The following is an 18,802-nucleotide window of genomic DNA, read 5'->3' as shown; positions in this document are numbered from 1 at the left end:
GATATTCCTCCTAAAATTTTTTTAGCGCAACACCCGCGATTCAGCTTCGGAAAAACTGCCTCGGAAGCATACGCCAAGTTTTGTCAGCTTAGCTGCATTGAGTAGTTCTTGGCACAAAATAAAAAAAGACCCATTAGATATGCAGGTCTAATTAGTCTCTTATTAACCATATATGCCTACATTGGAATCAGTATAGCACTGCGTACCTGTCAAGTCAAAATAGGGTATTATTCAATTTTAATCCATTTTCATCTAAACTAAACCAAATGACATGCCACAAAATGTCCGCCTCCGGCGTCACGGAAAACAGGGGTTTGCGCCTTACAGACCTCCACGGCAAACGGGCAACGGGTATGAAATTTGCAGCCGGAAGGCGGATTCGCCGGACTTGGAATATCACCTTTCAGCACGATCCGTTCCCGTTTCAGTCTAGGAATCGGCACAGGCACTGCAGATAGCAACGCCTTAGTATACGGATGCAGCGGGCTGTGGAACAGCTCGTCCCGGGAAGCGGTCTCCACCATGGAACCAAGGTACATCACGCCGATCCGGGAGCATAAATGCTCGACCACACTCAGATCATGGGAGATGAACAAGTAGGCCATTCCCTTGCTTCTTTGCAGCTTGCTGAACAGATTGATAATCTGGGCTTGAATTGACACATCCAGCGCCGAAACCGGCTCGTCGGCAATGATTAGATCCGGGTTCAGAATGAGTGCCCGGGCGATGCCAATCCGCTGGCGCTGCCCTCCGGAGAATTCATGCGGGAAGCGGTCGATGTGATAAGCGGACAAGCCGCAGGCATCGAGTGATTCCAGCACCAGCTCCCGCACCTCATGCCTGGAGCATAATCCATGGTCCAGCAGGGCTTCACCGATCGCATCACCCACCCGTACACGCGGATTAAGCGCGCTATAAGGGTCCTGGAAAATCAGCTGCATTTGTGGCCGAAGCAGACGAAGCTCTACAGAGGAGAGGCTGTGGATATCCTGACCTTTGAACTTCACTTCACCCGCTGTCTTTTCGGTCAGACGCAGAATTGTCCGTCCTACTGTGCTTTTGCCGCTGCCTGATTCACCGACCAGTCCAAAGGTCTCACCAGGTTGAAGGGTAAGACTGATGTCATCCACGGCCTTCACCTGTCCGACCGTGCGGTTCAGCAGCCCTTCTGTAACCGGAAAGTATTTTTTCAGATGATTAACTTCAAGTAACGCCTCAGACATGGACTTCCGCCTCCTCATACAGCCAGCAGGCTGCCTTCTGTCCGCCGTCCAGCTCCTTAAGCTGCGGCTGGCGGCTGCGGCAGACGGGCAGACACTGCTCGCAGCGGTCATGGAAGTAACAGGAAGGCTCGAGCTCCAGCGGATTCGGCACCTGGCCCGGAATCGAATACAGCTCCTCCAAACGCTGACCCACCACCGGTTTGGATTTCAGCAGCCCCTTTGTATAGGGATGTTTGGGATTGTTGAACAGCTCCACGACTCCACCCTCTTCAACGACTTTGCCGGAATACATCACGATCACGTAATCGGCCATTTCGGCTACAACGCCGAGATCGTGGGTAATGAGCAGAATAGACATCCCTCCGCTTGCTTTAAATTCCCGCAGCATATCGAGAATCTGCGCCTGGATGGTTACATCAAGCGCTGTGGTCGGCTCATCGGCAATCAGCAGCTTCGGGTTACAAGAGATGGCAATGGCAATCATGATCCGCTGAAGCATGCCACCGCTTAATTCATGGGGATAGCTGTCAGCGATTTGATCCGGGCGCGCAATGCCAACTTGCGTGATCAGCTCTATGGCCCGGAGACGTGCTTGTTTCTTGTTCAGCTTCAGATGCACCATCAGCGGCTCCATGATCTGCTCCCCGATCTTCATCACGGGATTCAGCGATGACATTGGCTCCTGAAAGATCATGGCAATCTCATTGCCCCGGATCGCCCGCAGGGTATTCGGGTCCATCCCCAGCAAATCTTCACCCGCAAAATCGATCTTCCCTCCAGCCACCTTCCCGCCTGGCGCTTCCACAAGACCCATTATCGACATAGCGGTTACACTCTTGCCACAGCCGGATTCACCAACAATGCATACCGTTTCTCCTTCTCGGACCTGAAAGCTTACATGATCAACGGCAGCTACTTTCCCTTCTTCTGTATAGAAAACGGTACTGAGACCTTCTATATTCATTAAATGCTTCATCAGCTGCTGGCCACCTACCTTTTCTGTTTGGGATCAAGCACGTCTCTGAGGCCGTCACCAAATATATTAATGGCAATCACTGTGGCAAAAATGGACAGTCCAGGAGGAATCCACAGCCACGGATGATCCTGAAAATCAATCATATTGTTCGCTGCATCAATCATGTTGCCCCAGGTCGGCGTAGGCGGCATGACGCCCAGCCCGAAAAAGCTTAGCACTGATTCGCTTAATATCGCTCCGCCGATGTTGAGTGTAGCCATGACAATCAGCAGCGGAACTACATTCGGCAGCAGATGATGGAACAGCTTCCGGCTGTCCCGCAGGCCCAGCACTACCGCCGCCTGCATAAATTCGCGTTCCCGCAGGCTGAGCATTTGCCCCCGCACCATCCGGGCAAGTCCCGGCCAATTCACAATGCTGAGCATCAGCATGACGATATACATCCGGTAATCCGCCCTAACCTTCCATTCCGAGAGCAGCGCCCCGAAGATAAAAAGCAGCGGCAGACTGGGAATCGTCATCAGCAGATCGGCGATCCGCATAATCACCTGATCCGCGATACCGCGGTAATAACCGGCTATTGCTCCGAGCAGAGCGCCAATAAACACGGACAGCAGCATCGAAGCCAAACCAACCGTCAACGAAATCCGTCCGGCCTGCATCACCCGCGTGAGAATGTCCCTTCCAAGTGCATCTGTTCCCAGTAAATGCTGCAGATTGGGCGCCTTGTTCATCAGGGTCATATTAATTTTGTTATCCGTATATGGTGAAAAGAACGGCCCGATGAAACATAAGACAAACATACACACAACCACTCCAAAACCTGCAACCGCCAGCTTGTTCTTCATCAGCCTCTTCAGTGACTGTCTGAACAGTGAGGACTTCTGCCTCTGTACCCGTGATTCGTGCAGCCCGGTCATCCTGCTGTTAGCTTCCAAAATGGTATCCTCCTCCCTATAACCGGACGCGCGGATCGGCAACCCGGTACAAAATGTCCGAGAGCAGCGTTCCGATGACGGTCAGAATGGCAATAAACATGGTAAAGCCCATTAGCAGCGGATAATCACGGAGCCCGAAGGACTTCATATACAGCTGGCCGATCCCCGGCCAGTTGAAGATTTGCTCGATAATCAGCGAGCCGCCGAACAGTGCCGGGAGCTCGAAGCCGACTAGTGTAATCGCCGGCAGCAGAGCATTGCGCAGGGCATGGGTAAACAGCACCTTCCGCTCCTTCAGCCCTTTGGCCCGCGCTGTGCGGATATAATCCTGCTTCAGCACATCAATCATATTGCTGCGGAAGTAACGGGTTAGCGAGCCCAAGCCGAGCAAGGTCATCACCACAACCGGGAGTGCCATATGCCGCACCACTTCCTTCAGATATGCCAGCCCCGTGGCATTGCTGCCCGTTGTAATCATCCCGCCCGGCGGGAGCCACTTCAGATCCACAGCCAGAATCTTGATCAGGAATAAGCCGATAAAAAAGGACGGAAGCGACATTGCGGCAAAGATAGCCACCATCACCAGCGTATCGAACCAGGAATACTGCTTATAGGCCGAGATTACCCCCACAATGACCGCAATCACCCAAGTTAGAAAAGTGGACACGGCGGCCAGCAAAAAAGAATTCCAAATATAATCGTTGAACAACTGAAGCACCGGCTTCTGCTGGGCAAGCGAATACCCGAAATCCCCGTGAAAAGCATTGTTCATCCAGATGCCGTAACGTTCAAGCATCGGCTTGTTGAGGCCGTAGATTTCCCGCAGTTCTGCCTTGCGTTCCGCAGTCAGCTTAATATTTCCTGTAATGAAATCCCCGGGTGTAGAGGCATAGAGACAGAAGATCAGCAGCGAAGCCGCAAACAGAATAACGAGCATGTACAGCAGTCTTTTCGTCAGATAGGTACTCATGACCCGCTCCTTATGGATCGTCCCCTGCCCATGACAGCTGAAGCAAGGGACGAATGTGTAATTATTTCAGCGTCCACTCCGGCAGGCTTCCGGCAAGCCCGATGAACGGGCTGACCGTCAGATTCTGGATGCGTCCATTGTAGGCATAGACTGTTTTTTTGTAGCTGGTGAACAGAATCGGCAGCTCATCATTGAAAAGCTGGTACAGCTCCTTGTATACGGCCTTGCGCTGTTCAATATCCGTTGTAGCAAGCGCTTTGTTGTACAGTTCAAGGAATTTCGGATTATCATAATCGGTGATTTCCCCGTCAAAGAACTGCATGAACCCGTCCGCCGGATCGGTCAGCATACTGGTCGAGAAGGATACCAGATCATAGTCTCCGCCTTCCACCTTGGACACCAGTGAGTTGAAGTCTGCAAAGACCTCCGGCTGGAATTCAATGCCAAGTGCTTCAAAATTCTCCTTGGCTACAGCGATGAAAATATCGGTGTTCTTGCTTTTGGAGCCGAGATAATGGATGGACAGCGGCTTGCCGCCTTTTTCGCGAATTCCATTTGCACCTACGGTCCAGCCGGCTGCATCCAGCAGTTGTTTGGCTTTTTCCGGATCATATTTGTAAGGATTAATGCCTTCCTCGGTATAGGCCCAGGAGATTGGCGAAGCCGGAATATTGGCAATGGCGCCTGCTCCCTGCTGGGCATCAACATAAATGCTCTGACGATCAAGCCCGTACATAATCGCCTGTCTGACCTCTTTATCCTTAAGCTGCTCATGCTTGAGGTTGACTTGCATGTAGCCATAAGTGCTTGGTGTATAAGGAATGATGTTCACAAATCCAAGTGCTTTCAGCTTCTCAATATTCTCTTCCGAGGCACTGAAAGAGGCATAATCAACCTCTCCGGTCTCCAGGAACTGCCAGACATCGCCTTCCGATGTTTTGTAGATGAAATGCTCCGTCTTAGGTTTGCCTTTGAAATAATTCTCATTGGCCGTAAGGCGCACTTCCTGCCCAGGCAGGAATTTCTCCAGCTTGTAAGGTCCGTCGCCAAGCGGGTGCTCATGCAGCTTCTTGATATAGTCCAGTTGGCCGAACTTATAGTCCTTGCCATAGTAAGCCTTGGACAGCACGTTAGAGCCGAGTGTCACCAGCGCCGTCGCATTCGGCTTCTCCAGTGTCACTGAGATCGTCTGCGGATCAATGACCTTGATGCCTTCGACTGTTTTGGCCGTTCCCTCTTTATAGGCTTTGCCGCCCTTCACATTCAGGGAAGGCAATGAGGAGCCGCCGTCATAGGCTTTGTCGTATTGAATCGTCCAGGTAAAGGCTACATCATCTGCTGTTAGCGGCGAACCGTCGCTGAACTTCAAGTCTTTTCTTAAGTGGAAAGTGTATGTAAGCTGATCATCCGATACATCCCAGCTCTCGGCAAGCTCAGGCGTCGGGACCCCTTTGTCATCCACAGTTACCAGGGAAGCATACAGCAGGGAGGATACATTGCCGTCATAGCCGCTCTCCTGAAAATAAGGTGTAAATGCCCCGCTGGGATCCGTAAGGCCAACGATAATCGTATCTGTGCGGTTCTGGGCTACAGCCGGAAGCTTGGTTAAATCCGTTGCCGTAAAAGGTTCGCTTAGCGCACCCGCTGATACTGGCGCCGGGGATGCTGTCGCCTCCGTTCCAGCCGTCCCGCCCGAGTCAGCTGTTGCAGACGTCGGAGTATTCCCCGTCGCTGTATTGCTGTTGTTATTGTCCGAGCAGGCCGCAAGCAGCATTGAACCTGTAATCAGCAGCGTGGACAATACAAGCGTACTTTTTCTCATAATAAATCATCTCTTTTCTCACTAAATTTTAATGCTTACAATTCCTACCCACTAAGTATGTTTAAGACCGATAGTTCACATTATAGGAATTTATTGTGGTTCTGTAAAGAGAGAACTAAATATTTTTTCTTCACAAACAGAATTTATACGAAAACCTGCAAAACAAAAAGCCAAAGCATTCTCTCCCCTAAGAGAACACTTTGACTTGGTGTAATACCGCTCAAACGGCGTTAAGTTTATTTTAAATATTCGAACAGCTGCTCATTCATCCGGTGAATTCCTTCCAGACGCAGACTGTAGGCGGTAACGTTCTCCCCCTCGATATAGGCATTCAGCAGGCCCGCACAGCGCAGGCTGAAGATATGGTCATGCACAATCCCCTTGGAGATTCCGGCTTGCTTGGCGATTTCGGTAAAGGTTCTGCGTCCGCCGCCCAGCGACTGTAGAATCTTCAGACGGCTTTTTTCACCCAGACTGCGCAAAGTTCTGTACATAAAAGGTGAAATCTCTTCGTCTGTTACCGAGACTCTCGCCGCATAATGGCAAATTGTCAGTGGACCGAAGCTGTAAATAATATTGGCAGGCTGAAAATGGAACTGCGGAATCAGCACCAGCTTGCGCAGTCCGTCCACCGGAAGAAAATAAAATCCGTTCGTTGTCCTGTTCACAAAATCAGAAACAGCACTCTTGTCCAGCTCCAGGCTTCGTTCGTCCGCGTGCTGACGCAGTCTGCCGCTGATCTCCGGACTGCAGTCCCTGAAATATTGCCTGTTCCACTCAGACAGCAGAAAATGCATCCGGCTGCGGAATTGATCCATTTGCACCGGGAACACGCTGACGTACTCTGCAAGTGTCTCGTACATCTCTCCTACCGGCAAATGCTGCAACCATTCCAGCACCTGATCTACGCTCTCCTTCACCGGACATTGGTGAATCAGCAGATTCAGCAGCTTCCAGTCATTACCGAGGTCTGTCTCGTCCAAAGCGGACAGCAGTTCCGGGCTAAGCCTGCCTCCCACATCAGCAGACCATGAGGCACCCAGATCCATCTTCTTATTGGATTTCTTGCATATAAACGTATGTATACTGCATACCAGTTCAAAAACCGGCTCAAACTGAACCTCAACCTCATACTCCATGGCCATTCCCCCTGATGCAACTTCTATTCATCACAGCGTTAGTGTAATCTTATGGTATTTTACAGAGCATGCGCAAGTTATATAGATTATCTGACCCTTAGAGATATATAGGTGTAACCTAATTACATACATCTGCATGTCCATATCCTCGCTTTTTCCAGATCACGGTAGTAAAATATAGTCACAATAACCTGATTGGAGTGAAGAATATGGGACAGATTGAACAGGGAGAAGGACGTTTTTATATTGCTGGTGACGGTAAGGACCTTGCCGAGATTACATACAGAACGGAAGAGGCCACAGGGAATTGGGTGATTGACCATACCTTTGTCTCCGAAGATCTGCGGGGCCAAGGTGCCGGTGAGAAGCTAGTGCGTGCGGTTGTGGATAAAGCCCGCGCCGAACAGGTTAAGATTGTACCCCAGTGCCCTTATGCTGCACATCAATTCAAGAAACATGCGGAATACGGGGATGTTCTCAGCAGCTGAACCCGGTTATTGAGACCATTGCGGGATTAAATTTTCAGGAGGATATGCGTTTGACTACAGCTGATACATTAAGGGATATAGAGCAATTGCAGCAGCGCTGCGAGCAATATGAAGGGATCAGCCTGAAGCTCAATTGGGACATGCTGCGTATGTCTCCAGAATCCGGGGGAGCCGAATGGCTGGTAACTTATGAGGAAGAAGAACTAATTGGTTTTATAGGGCTGTACGGTTTCGCCGGCGAAATGGAAATCTGCGGAATGGTGCGGCCGGGATTCCGGCGCAGAGGCATTTTCACCTCGCTATGGGTACGGGCACAGAGCATCATCAAACGTAGTAATATCAGAACACTGCTGCTCAATGCCCCGGCAAGTTCGGCCTCGGCAGCCGGTTATCTGAAGACCCTGCCCCTGGCATTCAACCATGCGGAATATCAGATGAAATGGGATGGGGCTGCTGTACCACAAGGTTCAGTCGAAGCCAGTTCAGCCGCAGGAACCATAGTCCTGCGGCCTGCACGCCAGGAAGATGCTGATATTCTGGTCGAGCTGGACTGCGGAGGATTCGATATGTCGCGGGAGGACGCCGCAGAGATGTACACACTGCAGATGAATGACAATCAGCAGGAACACATCGTGATTGAAATGAATGGACAGCCCGCCGGCAAGATGCGGCTATGGACGGAGGACAACGAAACCTGGATCTACGGGTTTACGGTGGACAAAAAGCTGCGTGGACTGGGTATAGGCCGGAGCGCGCTTTTGCAGACGATTGAACGGGAACGGCACAATTACAACGGTGTGAATCTGGAAGTGGCTCTCGACAATCCTAATGCACTGAAGCTGTATGAAAGCTGCGGCTTCGTCATTCTGAACAAACAGGATTATTTCCGCTATATCGGCTAAAGCATATCACAATCTGAACAGCACCTTTTCTTTTGGCACAGTGCCTTAAGGAAGGGTGCTTTTACGTATGACCTTTGGTATCCGCACAATCATAGAAGGAGTCATTGTTACTAACAGGTGCCTATATAACCTCAAAGTGCGTACTATCCGCTCCCCTGTCCAGCAGACATAATGAGGGCATACACAAGTTGAAGGAGAGAACCCGCTTATGAGACTAGATGACGCTGGAATACGTAAAACCGCACTGGTTGTTGGTGCAAACGGAGTGATCGGACGCAATCTGATCGAATACCTGGTAACCCTGCCTGAATGGGATATTATCGGAATTTCACGCCGGGGCGGAGAAGATACAAGCCGTGTGCGCTACATCGCGGCCGATTTGCTGAGTCCTGAGGACTCACGACGTAGGCTTGAGGCCCTGCCGGAGGTGACGCATATCTTTTACGCCGCCTATCAGGAGCGACCAACCTGGGCGGAGCTGGTCCCTCCGAATCTGGCCATGCTGGTGAATGTTGTTGAGGCCATTGAGCCCCGTGCCCATCATCTGCAGCACATCAGCCTGATGCAGGGCTATAAGGTGTATGGAGCCCATTTGGGACCCTTCAAAACCCCTGCCCGGGAGACAGATGCCAATCATATGCCGCCAGAATTCAATATCGATCAACAGAACTTCCTGGAGAAGCAGCAGTTGGGCAAATCCTGGACCTGGTCGGCGATCCGGCCGTCTGTGGTCTGCGGCTTCGCTCTCGGCAACCCGATGAATCTGGCAATGGTCATCGCTGTCTATGCCTCCCTCTCGAAGGAGCTGGAACTTCCGCTCCGGTTCCCCGGAAAGCCGGGTGCCTACCATAGTCTGCTGGAAATGACGGATGCAGGCCTGCTTGCCCAGGCAACCGTATGGGCGGCGACAGACACCCGCTGCGCCAATCAGGCCTTCAACATTACAAATGGCGACCTGTTCCGCTGGGATGAACTCTGGCCGAAGATTGCGGCTTTTTTCGGGCTCGATACCGCGCCGCCGCTGCCCATGTCTCTCTCGGTAGTGATGGAGGACAAGGAACAGCTGTGGAATGGCATGGTAGAGAAATACGGGCTGGAGCCGAACAGCTACCAGGACGTTTCGTCATGGGGATTCGGAGATTTTGTCTTCTCCTGGGACTATGATTTTTTTGCCGACGGAAGCAAGGCACGGCGGTTCGGATTCCATGAATTCATCGAAACCGAAGTGATGTTCATGCGTATCTTTGCAGATTTCCGCAGCCGTAAAATCATCCCGTAACCTCCAAATTCATTAAGCCCTAACAGCGTGAAAAGCCTGACCCCATCCTTCCGGGTCAGGCTTCTTTATTCTTTCGTTTGCGGCTGGGCCAGTACAGCGGCTTGATCACCGTAGACCCGCTCAATATGGGTATCGCCCCACCTGCACATCAGGTGCAGAATTTCCTTGAGGCTCCAGCCGTAATCGGTCAGCTCATACTCGACTCTGGGCGGCACTACATTGAATATAGTCCGCTGGATAACGCCGTCCTCTTCCAACTCTCTCAGCTGCTGGGTCAGCACCTTCTGGGTAATAACAGGCATCAGGCTCATGAACTCACCGTTGCGTTTCTTGCCGAAGGTAAGAAAAAATAGGATCACCGGCTTCCACTTGCCGCCGATTACCTCAAGCGTGGCCTCCACAGCGGTGTTATATGTTTTGATTGGTTCCGGCATGGTTTTGAACACCCCCTGTTCTTAACCATATCGCCTTGGCCGTCTGCTTGCAAGCGCAGGCTATACTGCAGGCAGACTCACGCTCACATCAGCCCATACCCCCGGTGAACCAGTTCTTCCTGTTCGCTTCTGCGCACTCCGTATTTCAGCAGCTTCCCTGTAGACTCCTCCCGCCCCAGGAATACGGACAATAACCGCACATAATCCATGGATTCCTGGAGCGGGATTCCCGCACCATCAAATATATGCCGGCGGCTGTCCAGGAGAGAATAGACCTCCACCTTCTCGGCTGGCATCCCATAAGCCTGATGGCAGAACACATTAGCCATATGCAAAAATCCGGTGATTACGTCTTCATTTCCGTTCACCATAAATTTCTGGATGCTGAGGCAGCGTCCTGGAACTATAGAGTGCCAGGCCAGCTGAAAAATCATCGCCAGCTCGATATCAAGCACCGGTACCGGTACATGCCACTGCTCATAGAGCAGCACCGGGACCTCCAGCAGATGATTCACACTAACGATCCGCATCAGTTCGTCGGCGACGGCTGTCTTGACCTCCCAATAGTGCAGCAACGATGGAAAAGCATCCCCTTTGGGCGGCCAGCGCCGCTCCAGCAGGAACTGGATCGGCGTTTCCCTGCGCACCTCGGGCTGCAGACTGTAGAAGTCATTCAGCGTATGCCCCACCGCATACTGCACCTGCTGCCTCCAGCGCGGTAGCCCGGTGGATGGCCCGCTGCCGGAAATTCCCGCTCCTCCCAGCATAATATGCTCCATACGAAAATCATTCAACCGGCTGTATTGCAGGGCATATGCATCGCGTTTCCCTGCTGTCCTGCTTCCCGCCGCGCCGCCCATTCCTAAGATACCGCCGCGCAGGTTTCGATAAATTGGCGGCCAAAGCTGCGGCAGACTTCTTTTTCCGCTGCGTTAGGCCCGTATTCAATCTTCAGACTTTCCTGAATAATTTCTGCTCCGCGCTCCCTCAGCTTCTCCTCAATCTGATTCACCGCGCCGCAGTAAATTTCATAGCCCGTATCTCCGCTTCCGAAGGCTGCAGCCTTGCAGGCTGTCAAATCCAGGTCATCCATCTCTTCATAGAAATCCAGGAATTCATCCGGCAGCTCGCCATCTCCCCAGGTATATGCCCCCAGCAGTACAGCCTCATAGGCTTTGATCTCATCCGCATTGCAGTCGGTGACCGATTTCAGAACAGCCTCACCTCCGGCCTGGCGTATCCCCTCTGCAATCAGTTCAGCTATTTCTTCCGTGTTGCCAGTCAAACTGGCATATGCTACAAGCACCTTAGCCATGTATGGTTTCCTCCCAAAGTAAACACAATGTTATACGATTATTACAAGTTAAAATTCAAACCAAGTATTACTTCCTTCATTCTATTTGATAATGATTCTCATTGTCAATATTAAGCACGCAAAAAAAAGGCCCTCCGGTTCCCTTACCGGATAGAGCCCGCGTTCAACGCTTCTTTTCACAAGTGGCACGTCATGCGCAATAAGCGCCTTCCAGAAGGGTAATCCCGTTGCCGTCCGGATCACGGAAGTTCATTTCTTTTCCCCCATACTCCATGGTGGCCGGCGGCTGACAATCCAGACCCCGGGCTTTCAGCTGCTCATAGGTCTCGTCCAGACTACTGCAGGAGAACACCAGATTAACAACTCCAGTGGTGTGCTTGCCCCATTTGTTCTCATCCCAGATAATCAGCCCTGGCAGACCCCGGTCAAAACCGATCTTCGCGCCGTCATAATTGCCAAATCCCTCAAAAGGAACTGGAACCCCCAGCAGTTCAGCATAAAATTTAGCCAAAGCGGCCGTATCCTTGGTATACAGGTTAATGCCTTCAAAAGAAGAAATCATCGGTTCGCACTCCTTTAAGATTATTATCCAGCTGCACATTGGCCCGCTGACAACAGTGTACCCGCTGCTGCCATTTTTGTATTGCAAAAAAACGACATCTACCTCCGCGCATAAGCCAAAGCCTCCAGCGGCGTTCTGCCGGCAAACTTCTTGAAGCTGTTGATCATATGCGACTGGTGGCTGTAGCGGTAATCGTATACCATATCCTGCATCGCCCTTGCTGGCGGAGGTGAACGATATAAATCAAGCCATACATTTTGAAAGCGGACCAGATCTGCTGTCTTTTTCGGAGAAAGACCAATGTACTCGCGGAAAAGCCTCTCCAGTTGACGGCTGCTTACCCCTGCAGTGCTCTCAAGCGCCCTGGCATCAACGACACCTCTCTGCTTAAGAATACTGTAGACGGCGTTCAGCAAGCTATCCCGGCTATGCACGGTCCGTTCCAGACGCTTAAGCAGATACTCTTCCGCCACAGTGATACGTTCTGCGTAGGTAAGAGAAGCGCCCAGCCTGTAACCCAGTTCTCTGCGAAAAGAAGCGAAATATTGCTCCACCGGAACATGAACATTAAGAACATCCCTGAGGTGATCATCCGCGAACAAATGCACGGCCCAGAAATGAAAACGGATAGCGAAATACACTCTGCCGGTTGACTCCGTGGCTTGTCCCACTTCAAACGGCGCATCATTGATCCCGCAAAAAAAGCCTTCGGATTCTCCCGTACGCTCATCCCATTCCCAAATAATATCCATGCACGTATCCGGGATAATCACTTCCGGCTCCGGAGATAAAGAAATTGACTCGCCAATTAGGGCGGTCTTTGGTAAGAGTCCACTTGTCTCTGGCAGGGCTGCAGTTCCCCAGAAGCAGCGGATATATGACCGCAATGCCTTGCAGGGCATTACCTCACCGGCTCCGGCAGGTTTTGCCGTAATCGGATAATACAGCTGGGAAAGGTCAAACATCCGATTCCGCCTCCATTCATTTAATTCTTTGATCATACACAATCATTGCCAGTAGCGCCAGAATGACAGCTATCTATATTCCGCTGCGAATTTTTTTATCTGCGATATCGTCCTCCCTGATCTCTTCGATTATTGGAATTATTATACATAAATGAGTATTGGGGCAAAATAAGAATAGTCGCAGCTTTGCAACCATTTAGATTGTAGCTGCAAGGCAAAATGTTGTACAATAAAGGCTAAATGACTTTTTGAAGGATGGATTAATCATGTATATAGCAAGTGATTGGAAGGACTACGAAGTAATCGACACTGGCGGCGGAGAAAAGCTGGAGCGTTGGGGAGATATCATCCTGCGCCGTCCGGACCCGCAAATCATCTGGCCGCTTGCGAATGAGACAGCGAAATGGCGCGATGTGCATGGACATTATCACCGCAGCTCCGCTGGAGGCGGACAGTGGGAAATGAAGAAGACTATTCCTGACGATTGGAAAATCAGCTACGGGAAGCTGAATTTCCACCTGCGTCCCACCAACTTTAAGCATACCGGACTATTCCCCGAGCAGGCGGCCAACTGGCGCTGGATGATGGACAAGATCGCTGAAGCGGGCCGTCCGATTTCAGTGCTCAATCTCTTTGCCTACACCGGCGGGGCTACTGTTGCTGCCGCCAGCGCAGGAGCTTCTGTCGTTCACGTGGATGCTGCCAAAGGCATGGTCCAATGGGCAAAAGAAAATGTACAGCTGTCCGGCCTGGCAGAACGTCCGGTCCGGTTCATCACCGATGACGTCTTCAAATTCGTTCAGCGCGAGCAGCGCCGCGGCAGTAAATACGATGCGATCATCATGGACCCGCCTTCCTATGGCAGAGGCCCCGGCGGTGAGATGTGGAAATTGGAGGCAAGCCTGTATCCGTTCCTGGAGAGCTGTATGGAGATTATGAGCGACAGACCGCTGTTCATGCTGATTAACTCCTACACGACCGGTATTTCTCCAACCGTACTGCGCAACATGCTCTCGATGACGATGGGCAAACGCTACGGCGGCAAGCTGACCTCCGGTGAAATCGGCCTGCCGATTACTGCCTCCGGTATGAACCTGCCTTGCGGTATTCTGGGCCGCTGGGAGGCGTAAACCATGTCAGAAATGACACCTGGTACGATGGGCGAATCCGGCAGCGGAAGCTCCCGGTTCGAGATCCTCTTCGAAGACAATCATCTGCTTGGCATCGTGAAGCCTGTCAATATTCCGGTGCAGGAGGACGCAACAGGTGATCCTGATCTGCTAAGCCTGCTCAAGGAGGACGTGAAGGAGCGCTTCAACAAACCGGGCAATGTATATATGGGCCTGGTTCACCGGCTGGACCGTCCGGTTGGAGGAGCCATGATCTTCGCCAAGACCTCCAAAGCCGCTTCACGGCTGTCCGAGAGTGTCCGCTCCCACAGCTTCCATAAAGTCTATCTGACCGTGGTTCACGGCAAGCCTCCAGCTGCGAAGGGCCGCCTGGTCCATACACTGCTCAAGGATGCCAAGACCAATACAGTGACGATTGTACGCCAGGGGACACCCGGCGGCAAGGAAGCTATTCTGGACTATACGGTGCTCGGCAGTGCCGAAGGCTACAGTCTGCTGAAGATCGACCTGCTCACCGGACGTTCCCACCAGATCCGTGTACAGCTCAGCGGCATTCGCTGTCCCCTGTATGGTGATCAGAAATACGGGGCCGCTGTGAACAAGCCCGGCCAGCAGATTGCTCTGTGGTCCGCACTTGTCGGCTTCCCCCACCCCGTCACCAAAGAAGAAGTTGAATTGATCTCTCTGCCGCCGCAGACTCATCCCTGGAGCTTGTGGTCGCAGCATACACAAAAGCAGGCCATCCGGTAACGGAGGCCTGCTTTTTGTATGTGATATAGGCATTATATGGCTGATTGCCCGCTTTTATCATGTAAAAGGCATAGGAGTTATGTACGGATAATCACCTGAAATAGGCTTGATGAAGGGGCATTAAACGTTCTACGGCCCGTTAGTCTAGCAGAGTACGCTAAAGCGAAATTATAGGCTGTACGTTCCGTAGCGGTCAGGAGAAGTGGGGCAGCAACCATTTTGGAAAAAGAGCTTTCGGTTTTCTAAAACCCTGACTGGTCAGGGGGTTGAGCCCTCGGGTGCCGGTGTTGGTGCCGATGTTGATGTTGATGTTGGTGTTGGTGTCACCACCATCTTCCCCATCAGATACAGGAGGAGCTGCTGATTATGGGAAGAGATGGGGTCCAGCGCCTCAGCAAAAAAATCACTGCGGATCTGAAGTCCGCGTTCGGTCTCTTTCTTGCCCGTCTTCGTTATACTTACCCATACGATTCGCCGGTCAGCAGCATCACGCTCCCGGACAATCAGACCATGCTTCTCCATCCGGTCCAGTAGCATCGTTACTGCTGCAGGGCTGGTCGCCAGATGCGGAGCCAGATCAGAAGGCTTCATCGCGTCACGTTCCTGCAGTAATTCCAGTACAGTGAGTTGGGCGTCTGTAAGTGTAGGGGCAAGCTTGCTGTCCATATGTAACTTATAATCCTTTAATATTTTATGCCAGATCTTACTGAATTCAGTGGAGTGCACACGTATTCCTTCCTTTCTTGAAATATAAGAATTTATATGTTTCACACAATAAATTATCCTTATATTTCTCGCTGAAACGGATACCGTCGTGATAAGGACAGCGAAGCCGTTTCTACTTGATCAATAAGGATGGTATCTTTTCGGGTCGCCATAACTACATTTTCGCGAGAAAAATTCCATTTCCTGCAAAAGGGAAAAATAATTAACCCAAAGCCATACAGAAATGCATCCTTTGAACTAAGATTAACGTACGGCATATCTATCATAAAACGGTGTCCCTATTCTCCACAAGGAGATTCGGGACACCGTTTATTTCTTCATAACTTGCAGTCATTATGAAGCCTATACCTATTTAATTGCCAGGAAAAGGCTTATAATCTCGTCCTTTTTCTCAACAGACACCAGCTGCTTGCCTATCGAACGCCGTTCGCCGAGCGGAGCCGATTCAGAGGAGAAGGTATACATTGATCCATCACGGGTTAATGCCACCAGTTCAAGTGGTTCGCGGCAATAGAAGGCACCTGAAATTCTGCTGCCGTTCGGACGTACTCGCTTGCCCTCTTTGAATTCAAAGGTTGGCAACCCTTTTCCGCCACGGCTCTGAGACGGGTAATCCAGCAGCAGAGTACGTTTGGCATAGCCAATTTCGGTTACCGACAGGATTTCGCCTTCATCTTCACTGACCCAGAAGCAAGAGACCACTTCGTCTCCTTCACGCAATTGAATTCCCCTTACCCCACTGGCCACACGGCCCATAGGGTTCACTTCGCTCTCGCGGAAGCGGATGCTCATCCCCTCACGGGTCACCAGCACGATCTCCTTGTCACCGCTGCTCAGGGCCACTGTGATGATCTCATCCCCATCAGCCACTTTGCATGCCGCAACAGCCCCTGAACGGCTCGTAGAGTATTCCTTGAGCTCGGTACGCTTGACCTGCCCCTTACGGGTGATGAAGACCAGGCTGGCCTGAGTATCCTCCATATTGCCGACTGGGAGAATGGTGACAATTCCATCGCCTTTGGCAAGAGCTATCACGTTCACAATCGCTGTTCCGGGGTCCTTCCACTTGAACTCCGGTATCTGATGCACCGGCAGCAGGAAATACTGCCCTTTGCGGGTGAACACAAGCAGGCTGTCCCGGGTATTGAGGTCCATCAGCTTGATGATATGGTCGCCTTCCTTCACGCCCGAAGCATGCCGTTCACCGCCTGAACGTGTGAAGGATGGCATGCCGGTACGCTTGATGTACCCGTCAGCCGAAAGAGCAACAAGGACATCCTCGGCGTTCACGAGCACTTCAAGGCTGACCTTAAGCTCCTCGACTTCACCCTGAATGAGGGAGCGGCGGTCTATACCGTATTTGTCGCGGATTTCAATAAGCTCTTTCCGGATTACAGCGATCAATTTCTTATCACTGTCCAGAATCCCCTGAAGCACAGCGATACGCGCGTGCATCTCGTCCAGCTCCTTCTGGAGTGAATGAATCTCCAGATTGGTTAGTCTGTACAATTGCAAGGTGAGAATGGAGTCTGCCTGTCTTTCGCTGAAACCGAACATCCAGACCAGATTATTCTGGGCATCCTGGCGGTTCTTCGACGCCTTGATGGCGGCGATGACCTCATCCAGAATATTCAGGGCTTTAACCAGTCCTTCCAGCACATGGGCACGGTCTTCTGCCTTTTCCAGATCGAACCGCGTGCGATGGGTAACCACCTCGCGCTGGTGGGCAATATAAGCCTCCAGGATGGCTTTTAGACCAAGCTGCTGCGGAGACTTGTTGACAATAGCCACCATGTTGAAATTATAAGTGATCTGAAGATCTGTTTTTTTGAGCAGATAGGCTAGGATCCCCTGGGCATCCGCTTCCTTCTTCAGCTCGACTACGATCCGCAGGCCATCACGTCCGCTCTCATCTCGGACTTCTGCGATGCCTTCGATCTTTTTCTCCAGCCGGATATTCTCCATTGAAGTGACCAGCCGGGATTTGACGATCTGGAACGGTACCTCGGTAATCACAATCTGCTGCTTCCCGCCCCGGAGCGTTTCAATCTCCGTCTTCGAGCGCAAATAGATGCGCCCTTTCCCGGTGCGGTAAGCATCCATGATGCCGTCGCCGCCCATAATTGTGCCGCCTGTCGGAAAATCAGGGCCTTTGATAAAGGTCATGATATCCTCCAGTTCAATATCCGGCTTCTGCATGACTGCGATGCACGCGTCAATTACCTCGCGCAGATTATGCGGTGGAATTTCCGTCGCAAAGCCGGCCGAAATGCCGCTGGTCCCATTGACCAGCAGATTCGGATAACGGGAGGGCACCACGACTGGTTCTTTGGCCGTGTTGTCAAAGTTATCCTTGAACAGCACCGTACGCTTCTCGATATCGCGCATCATCTCCATCGCGATCGGTGACAGCCGCGCTTCTGTATAACGCATCGCTGCTGCCGGGTCATCGTCCATCGAGCCCCAGTTCCCGTGTCCGTCTATTAGCACATGGCCCATCTTCCAGGGCTGTGCCATCCGCACCATACCTTCGTAGATGGAAGAGTCACCATGGGGATGATAATTCCCCATAACGTCCCCTACCGTTTTGGCAGACTTGCGGTACGGCTTGTCCGGGGTATTACCGGAATCGTACATGGCATACAGAATCCGGCGCTGCACAGGCTTCAGCCCGTCACGGACATCCGGAATCGCCCGGTCCTGAATAATATATTTGGAATACCGGCCAAAGCGGTCACCGACGACCTCTTCCAGAAAAGCCGGCAAAAACTGTTCTGATAAACTGCTCATTCGCTCACCTTCTGTTCCTCAATCTGTCCGCATTTTAATGATTGGTGATACCTGGCGGCTACGCTGCTGGAAATTCTTCAGGTTTATTGCCTGAAATGTTCAAAGGTAAAACTTGGCTGATTGGTGTCCGGCGTAACTACGGAGAATGTTTGGACTTACGGCCGCTGTTGTCTGCAGATTTCTTGATTTATACCGATGTTATCGGTTGAAATCTGCAGACAAAGGCGGACGCTAGCGCTCCTCCAGTTCCAAACTTCCCCTCCGTTACTTTCCACCCCATAAGCTTCGCTTTACTCTGTAGAACCTGGCAAAGACAAAACCAGAGAATGTTCCCTTTTGCTTCGCATAAAAGGATCACCAAAAAATAAAAACAGCGGAAGTAATCGTCACTTA

Annotated in this window: 18 protein-coding genes; 5 read left to right on the top strand and 13 right to left on the bottom strand. The window is 51.5% G+C overall.

The annotated features are described in order from the left end of the window. Positions 1 to 257: 257 nt before the first annotated feature. The 6 genes from A3844_RS13050 to A3844_RS13025 all read right to left on the bottom strand — a co-directional run bounded on the left by A3844_RS13050 (position 258) and on the right by A3844_RS13025 (position 7,068). Entirely contained in the window at positions 258 to 1,223 is a 966-nt protein-coding gene (locus tag A3844_RS13050) for an ABC transporter ATP-binding protein (RefSeq protein ID WP_074107589.1), read from the bottom strand. Beyond that, on the bottom strand, positions 1,216 to 2,199 hold the full coding sequence (locus tag A3844_RS13045) for an ABC transporter ATP-binding protein (RefSeq protein ID WP_074101369.1): 984 nt from the start codon (positions 2,197 to 2,199) through the stop codon (positions 1,216 to 1,218). Before A3844_RS13045 ends, A3844_RS13050 begins: the two co-directional genes overlap by 8 nt. A 14-nt stretch (positions 2,200 to 2,213) precedes the next feature. After that, the gene (gene opp4C / locus A3844_RS13040; RefSeq protein ID WP_074107626.1) at positions 2,214 to 3,119 is read right to left on the bottom strand and encodes an oligopeptide ABC transporter permease; all 906 of its coding nucleotides are present in this window, start codon (positions 3,117 to 3,119) and stop codon (positions 2,214 to 2,216) included. Between the two features lie 34 nt (positions 3,120 to 3,153). Then, on the bottom strand, positions 3,154 to 4,107 hold the full coding sequence (locus tag A3844_RS13035) for an ABC transporter permease (RefSeq protein ID WP_074087715.1): 954 nt from the start codon (positions 4,105 to 4,107) through the stop codon (positions 3,154 to 3,156). Between the two features lie 61 nt (positions 4,108 to 4,168). Further along, positions 4,169 to 5,929 carry an ABC transporter substrate-binding protein gene (locus A3844_RS13030; protein ID WP_074107588.1) on the bottom strand — a complete coding sequence of 587 codons (1,761 nt, stop codon included), beginning with the start codon at positions 5,927 to 5,929 and terminating at the stop codon, positions 4,169 to 4,171. Positions 5,930 to 6,165: 236 nt separating this feature from the next. Further along, positions 6,166 to 7,068, bottom strand: coding sequence for an ArsR/SmtB family transcription factor (locus A3844_RS13025; protein ID WP_074107587.1), 903 nt, complete (start codon positions 7,066 to 7,068; stop codon positions 6,166 to 6,168). 209 nt (positions 7,069 to 7,277) lie between these two features. Here A3844_RS13025 and A3844_RS13020 point away from each other — a divergent pair, with 209 nt between their 5' ends. From A3844_RS13020 to A3844_RS13010, 3 genes are all read left to right on the top strand, one after another. Further along, positions 7,278 to 7,556 (top strand): GNAT family N-acetyltransferase, encoded by a 279-nt coding sequence (locus tag A3844_RS13020; RefSeq protein WP_074101364.1) that lies wholly within the window; start codon positions 7,278 to 7,280, stop codon positions 7,554 to 7,556. Positions 7,557 to 7,606: 50 nt separating this feature from the next. After that, positions 7,607 to 8,458: a GNAT family N-acetyltransferase gene (locus A3844_RS13015; RefSeq protein ID WP_167374675.1), complete on the top strand. Its 852-nt coding sequence runs from the start codon at positions 7,607 to 7,609 to the stop codon at positions 8,456 to 8,458. A 208-nt stretch (positions 8,459 to 8,666) separates the two neighbouring features. After that, positions 8,667 to 9,737, top strand: coding sequence for an SDR family oxidoreductase (locus A3844_RS13010; protein ID WP_074107585.1), 1,071 nt, complete (start codon positions 8,667 to 8,669; stop codon positions 9,735 to 9,737). A gap of 65 nt (positions 9,738 to 9,802) precedes the next feature. On the opposite strand, the gene A3844_RS13005 is transcribed toward A3844_RS13010, so the two are convergent. The 5 genes from A3844_RS13005 to A3844_RS12985 form a co-directional block, all read right to left on the bottom strand. Continuing rightward, positions 9,803 to 10,171, bottom strand: a complete 369-nt coding sequence (locus tag A3844_RS13005) for a winged helix-turn-helix transcriptional regulator (protein WP_074087707.1) — start codon at positions 10,169 to 10,171, stop codon at positions 9,803 to 9,805. An 83-nt stretch (positions 10,172 to 10,254) separates the two neighbouring features. Further along, positions 10,255 to 11,031, bottom strand: coding sequence for a hypothetical protein (locus A3844_RS13000; RefSeq protein ID WP_074107584.1), 777 nt, complete (start codon positions 11,029 to 11,031; stop codon positions 10,255 to 10,257). Between the two features lie 2 nt (positions 11,032 to 11,033). After that, positions 11,034 to 11,486 (bottom strand): flavodoxin, encoded by a 453-nt coding sequence (locus A3844_RS12995; protein ID WP_074107583.1) that lies wholly within the window; start codon positions 11,484 to 11,486, stop codon positions 11,034 to 11,036. Between the two features lie 190 nt (positions 11,487 to 11,676). Then, positions 11,677 to 12,048 (bottom strand): VOC family protein, encoded by a 372-nt coding sequence (locus A3844_RS12990; protein WP_074087702.1) that lies wholly within the window; start codon positions 12,046 to 12,048, stop codon positions 11,677 to 11,679. Positions 12,049 to 12,146: 98 nt separating this feature from the next. Beyond that, complete coding sequence (locus tag A3844_RS12985; protein ID WP_074107582.1) at positions 12,147 to 13,013, bottom strand: helix-turn-helix domain-containing protein; 867 nt, start codon at positions 13,011 to 13,013, stop codon at positions 12,147 to 12,149. A gap of 266 nt (positions 13,014 to 13,279) precedes the next feature. Between A3844_RS12985 and A3844_RS12980 the strand changes: the two genes are divergently transcribed. Both A3844_RS12980 and A3844_RS12975 read left to right on the top strand, forming a co-directional pair. Beyond that, positions 13,280 to 14,143 carry a class I SAM-dependent methyltransferase gene (locus A3844_RS12980; RefSeq protein ID WP_074087700.1) on the top strand — a complete coding sequence of 288 codons (864 nt, stop codon included), beginning with the start codon at positions 13,280 to 13,282 and terminating at the stop codon, positions 14,141 to 14,143. 12 nt (positions 14,144 to 14,155) lie between these two features. Further along, positions 14,156 to 14,893, top strand: a complete 738-nt coding sequence (locus A3844_RS12975; protein WP_083606838.1) for an RluA family pseudouridine synthase — start codon at positions 14,156 to 14,158, stop codon at positions 14,891 to 14,893. Positions 14,894 to 15,151: 258 nt separating this feature from the next. On the opposite strand, the gene A3844_RS12970 is transcribed toward A3844_RS12975, so the two are convergent. After that, complete coding sequence (locus A3844_RS12970) at positions 15,152 to 15,619, bottom strand: MarR family winged helix-turn-helix transcriptional regulator (RefSeq protein ID WP_074101353.1); 468 nt, start codon at positions 15,617 to 15,619, stop codon at positions 15,152 to 15,154. A 348-nt stretch (positions 15,620 to 15,967) separates the two neighbouring features. Then, the gene (gene gyrA / locus A3844_RS12965; RefSeq protein WP_074107581.1) at positions 15,968 to 18,409 is read right to left on the bottom strand and encodes a DNA gyrase subunit A; all 2,442 of its coding nucleotides are present in this window, start codon (positions 18,407 to 18,409) and stop codon (positions 15,968 to 15,970) included. Positions 18,410 to 18,802 lie beyond the last annotated feature (393 nt).

The sequence above is a fragment of the Paenibacillus helianthi genome, from assembly GCF_001909055.1.
GTDB lineage: Bacteria > Bacillota > Bacilli > Paenibacillales > Paenibacillaceae > Paenibacillus_AQ > Paenibacillus_AQ helianthi.
The sequence above is the reverse complement of the archived record's forward strand: the minus strand, read 5'-3'. Positions and strand labels throughout refer to the sequence as shown.

Coding starts and splice junctions, on each gene's coding strand:
- gyrA (WP_074107581.1), bottom strand. CDS start 18,409: ATGAGCAGTTTATCAGAACAGTTTTTGCCGGCTTTTCTGGAAGAGGTC.
- A3844_RS13010 (WP_074107585.1), top strand. CDS start 8,667: ATGAGACTAGATGACGCTGGAATACGTAAAACCGCACTGGTTGTTGGT.
- A3844_RS12990 (WP_074087702.1), bottom strand. CDS start 12,048: ATGATTTCTTCTTTTGAAGGCATTAACCTGTATACCAAGGATACGGCC.
- A3844_RS12975 (WP_083606838.1), top strand. CDS start 14,156: ATGACACCTGGTACGATGGGCGAATCCGGCAGCGGAAGCTCCCGGTTC.
- A3844_RS13030 (WP_074107588.1), bottom strand. CDS start 5,929: ATGAGAAAAAGTACGCTTGTATTGTCCACGCTGCTGATTACAGGTTCA.
- A3844_RS13025 (WP_074107587.1), bottom strand. CDS start 7,068: ATGGAGTATGAGGTTGAGGTTCAGTTTGAGCCGGTTTTTGAACTGGTA.
- opp4C (WP_074107626.1), bottom strand. CDS start 3,119: ATGACCGGGCTGCACGAATCACGGGTACAGAGGCAGAAGTCCTCACTG.
- A3844_RS12980 (WP_074087700.1), top strand. CDS start 13,280: ATGTATATAGCAAGTGATTGGAAGGACTACGAAGTAATCGACACTGGC.
- A3844_RS13050 (WP_074107589.1), bottom strand. CDS start 1,223: ATGTCTGAGGCGTTACTTGAAGTTAATCATCTGAAAAAATACTTTCCG.
- A3844_RS12995 (WP_074107583.1), bottom strand. CDS start 11,486: ATGGCTAAGGTGCTTGTAGCATATGCCAGTTTGACTGGCAACACGGAA.
- A3844_RS13020 (WP_074101364.1), top strand. CDS start 7,278: ATGGGACAGATTGAACAGGGAGAAGGACGTTTTTATATTGCTGGTGAC.
- A3844_RS12985 (WP_074107582.1), bottom strand. CDS start 13,013: ATGTTTGACCTTTCCCAGCTGTATTATCCGATTACGGCAAAACCTGCC.
- A3844_RS13035 (WP_074087715.1), bottom strand. CDS start 4,107: ATGAGTACCTATCTGACGAAAAGACTGCTGTACATGCTCGTTATTCTG.
- A3844_RS13000 (WP_074107584.1), bottom strand. CDS start 11,031: ATGGGCGGCGCGGCGGGAAGCAGGACAGCAGGGAAACGCGATGCATAT.
- A3844_RS13005 (WP_074087707.1), bottom strand. CDS start 10,171: ATGCCGGAACCAATCAAAACATATAACACCGCTGTGGAGGCCACGCTT.
- A3844_RS13045 (WP_074101369.1), bottom strand. CDS start 2,199: ATGAAGCATTTAATGAATATAGAAGGTCTCAGTACCGTTTTCTATACA.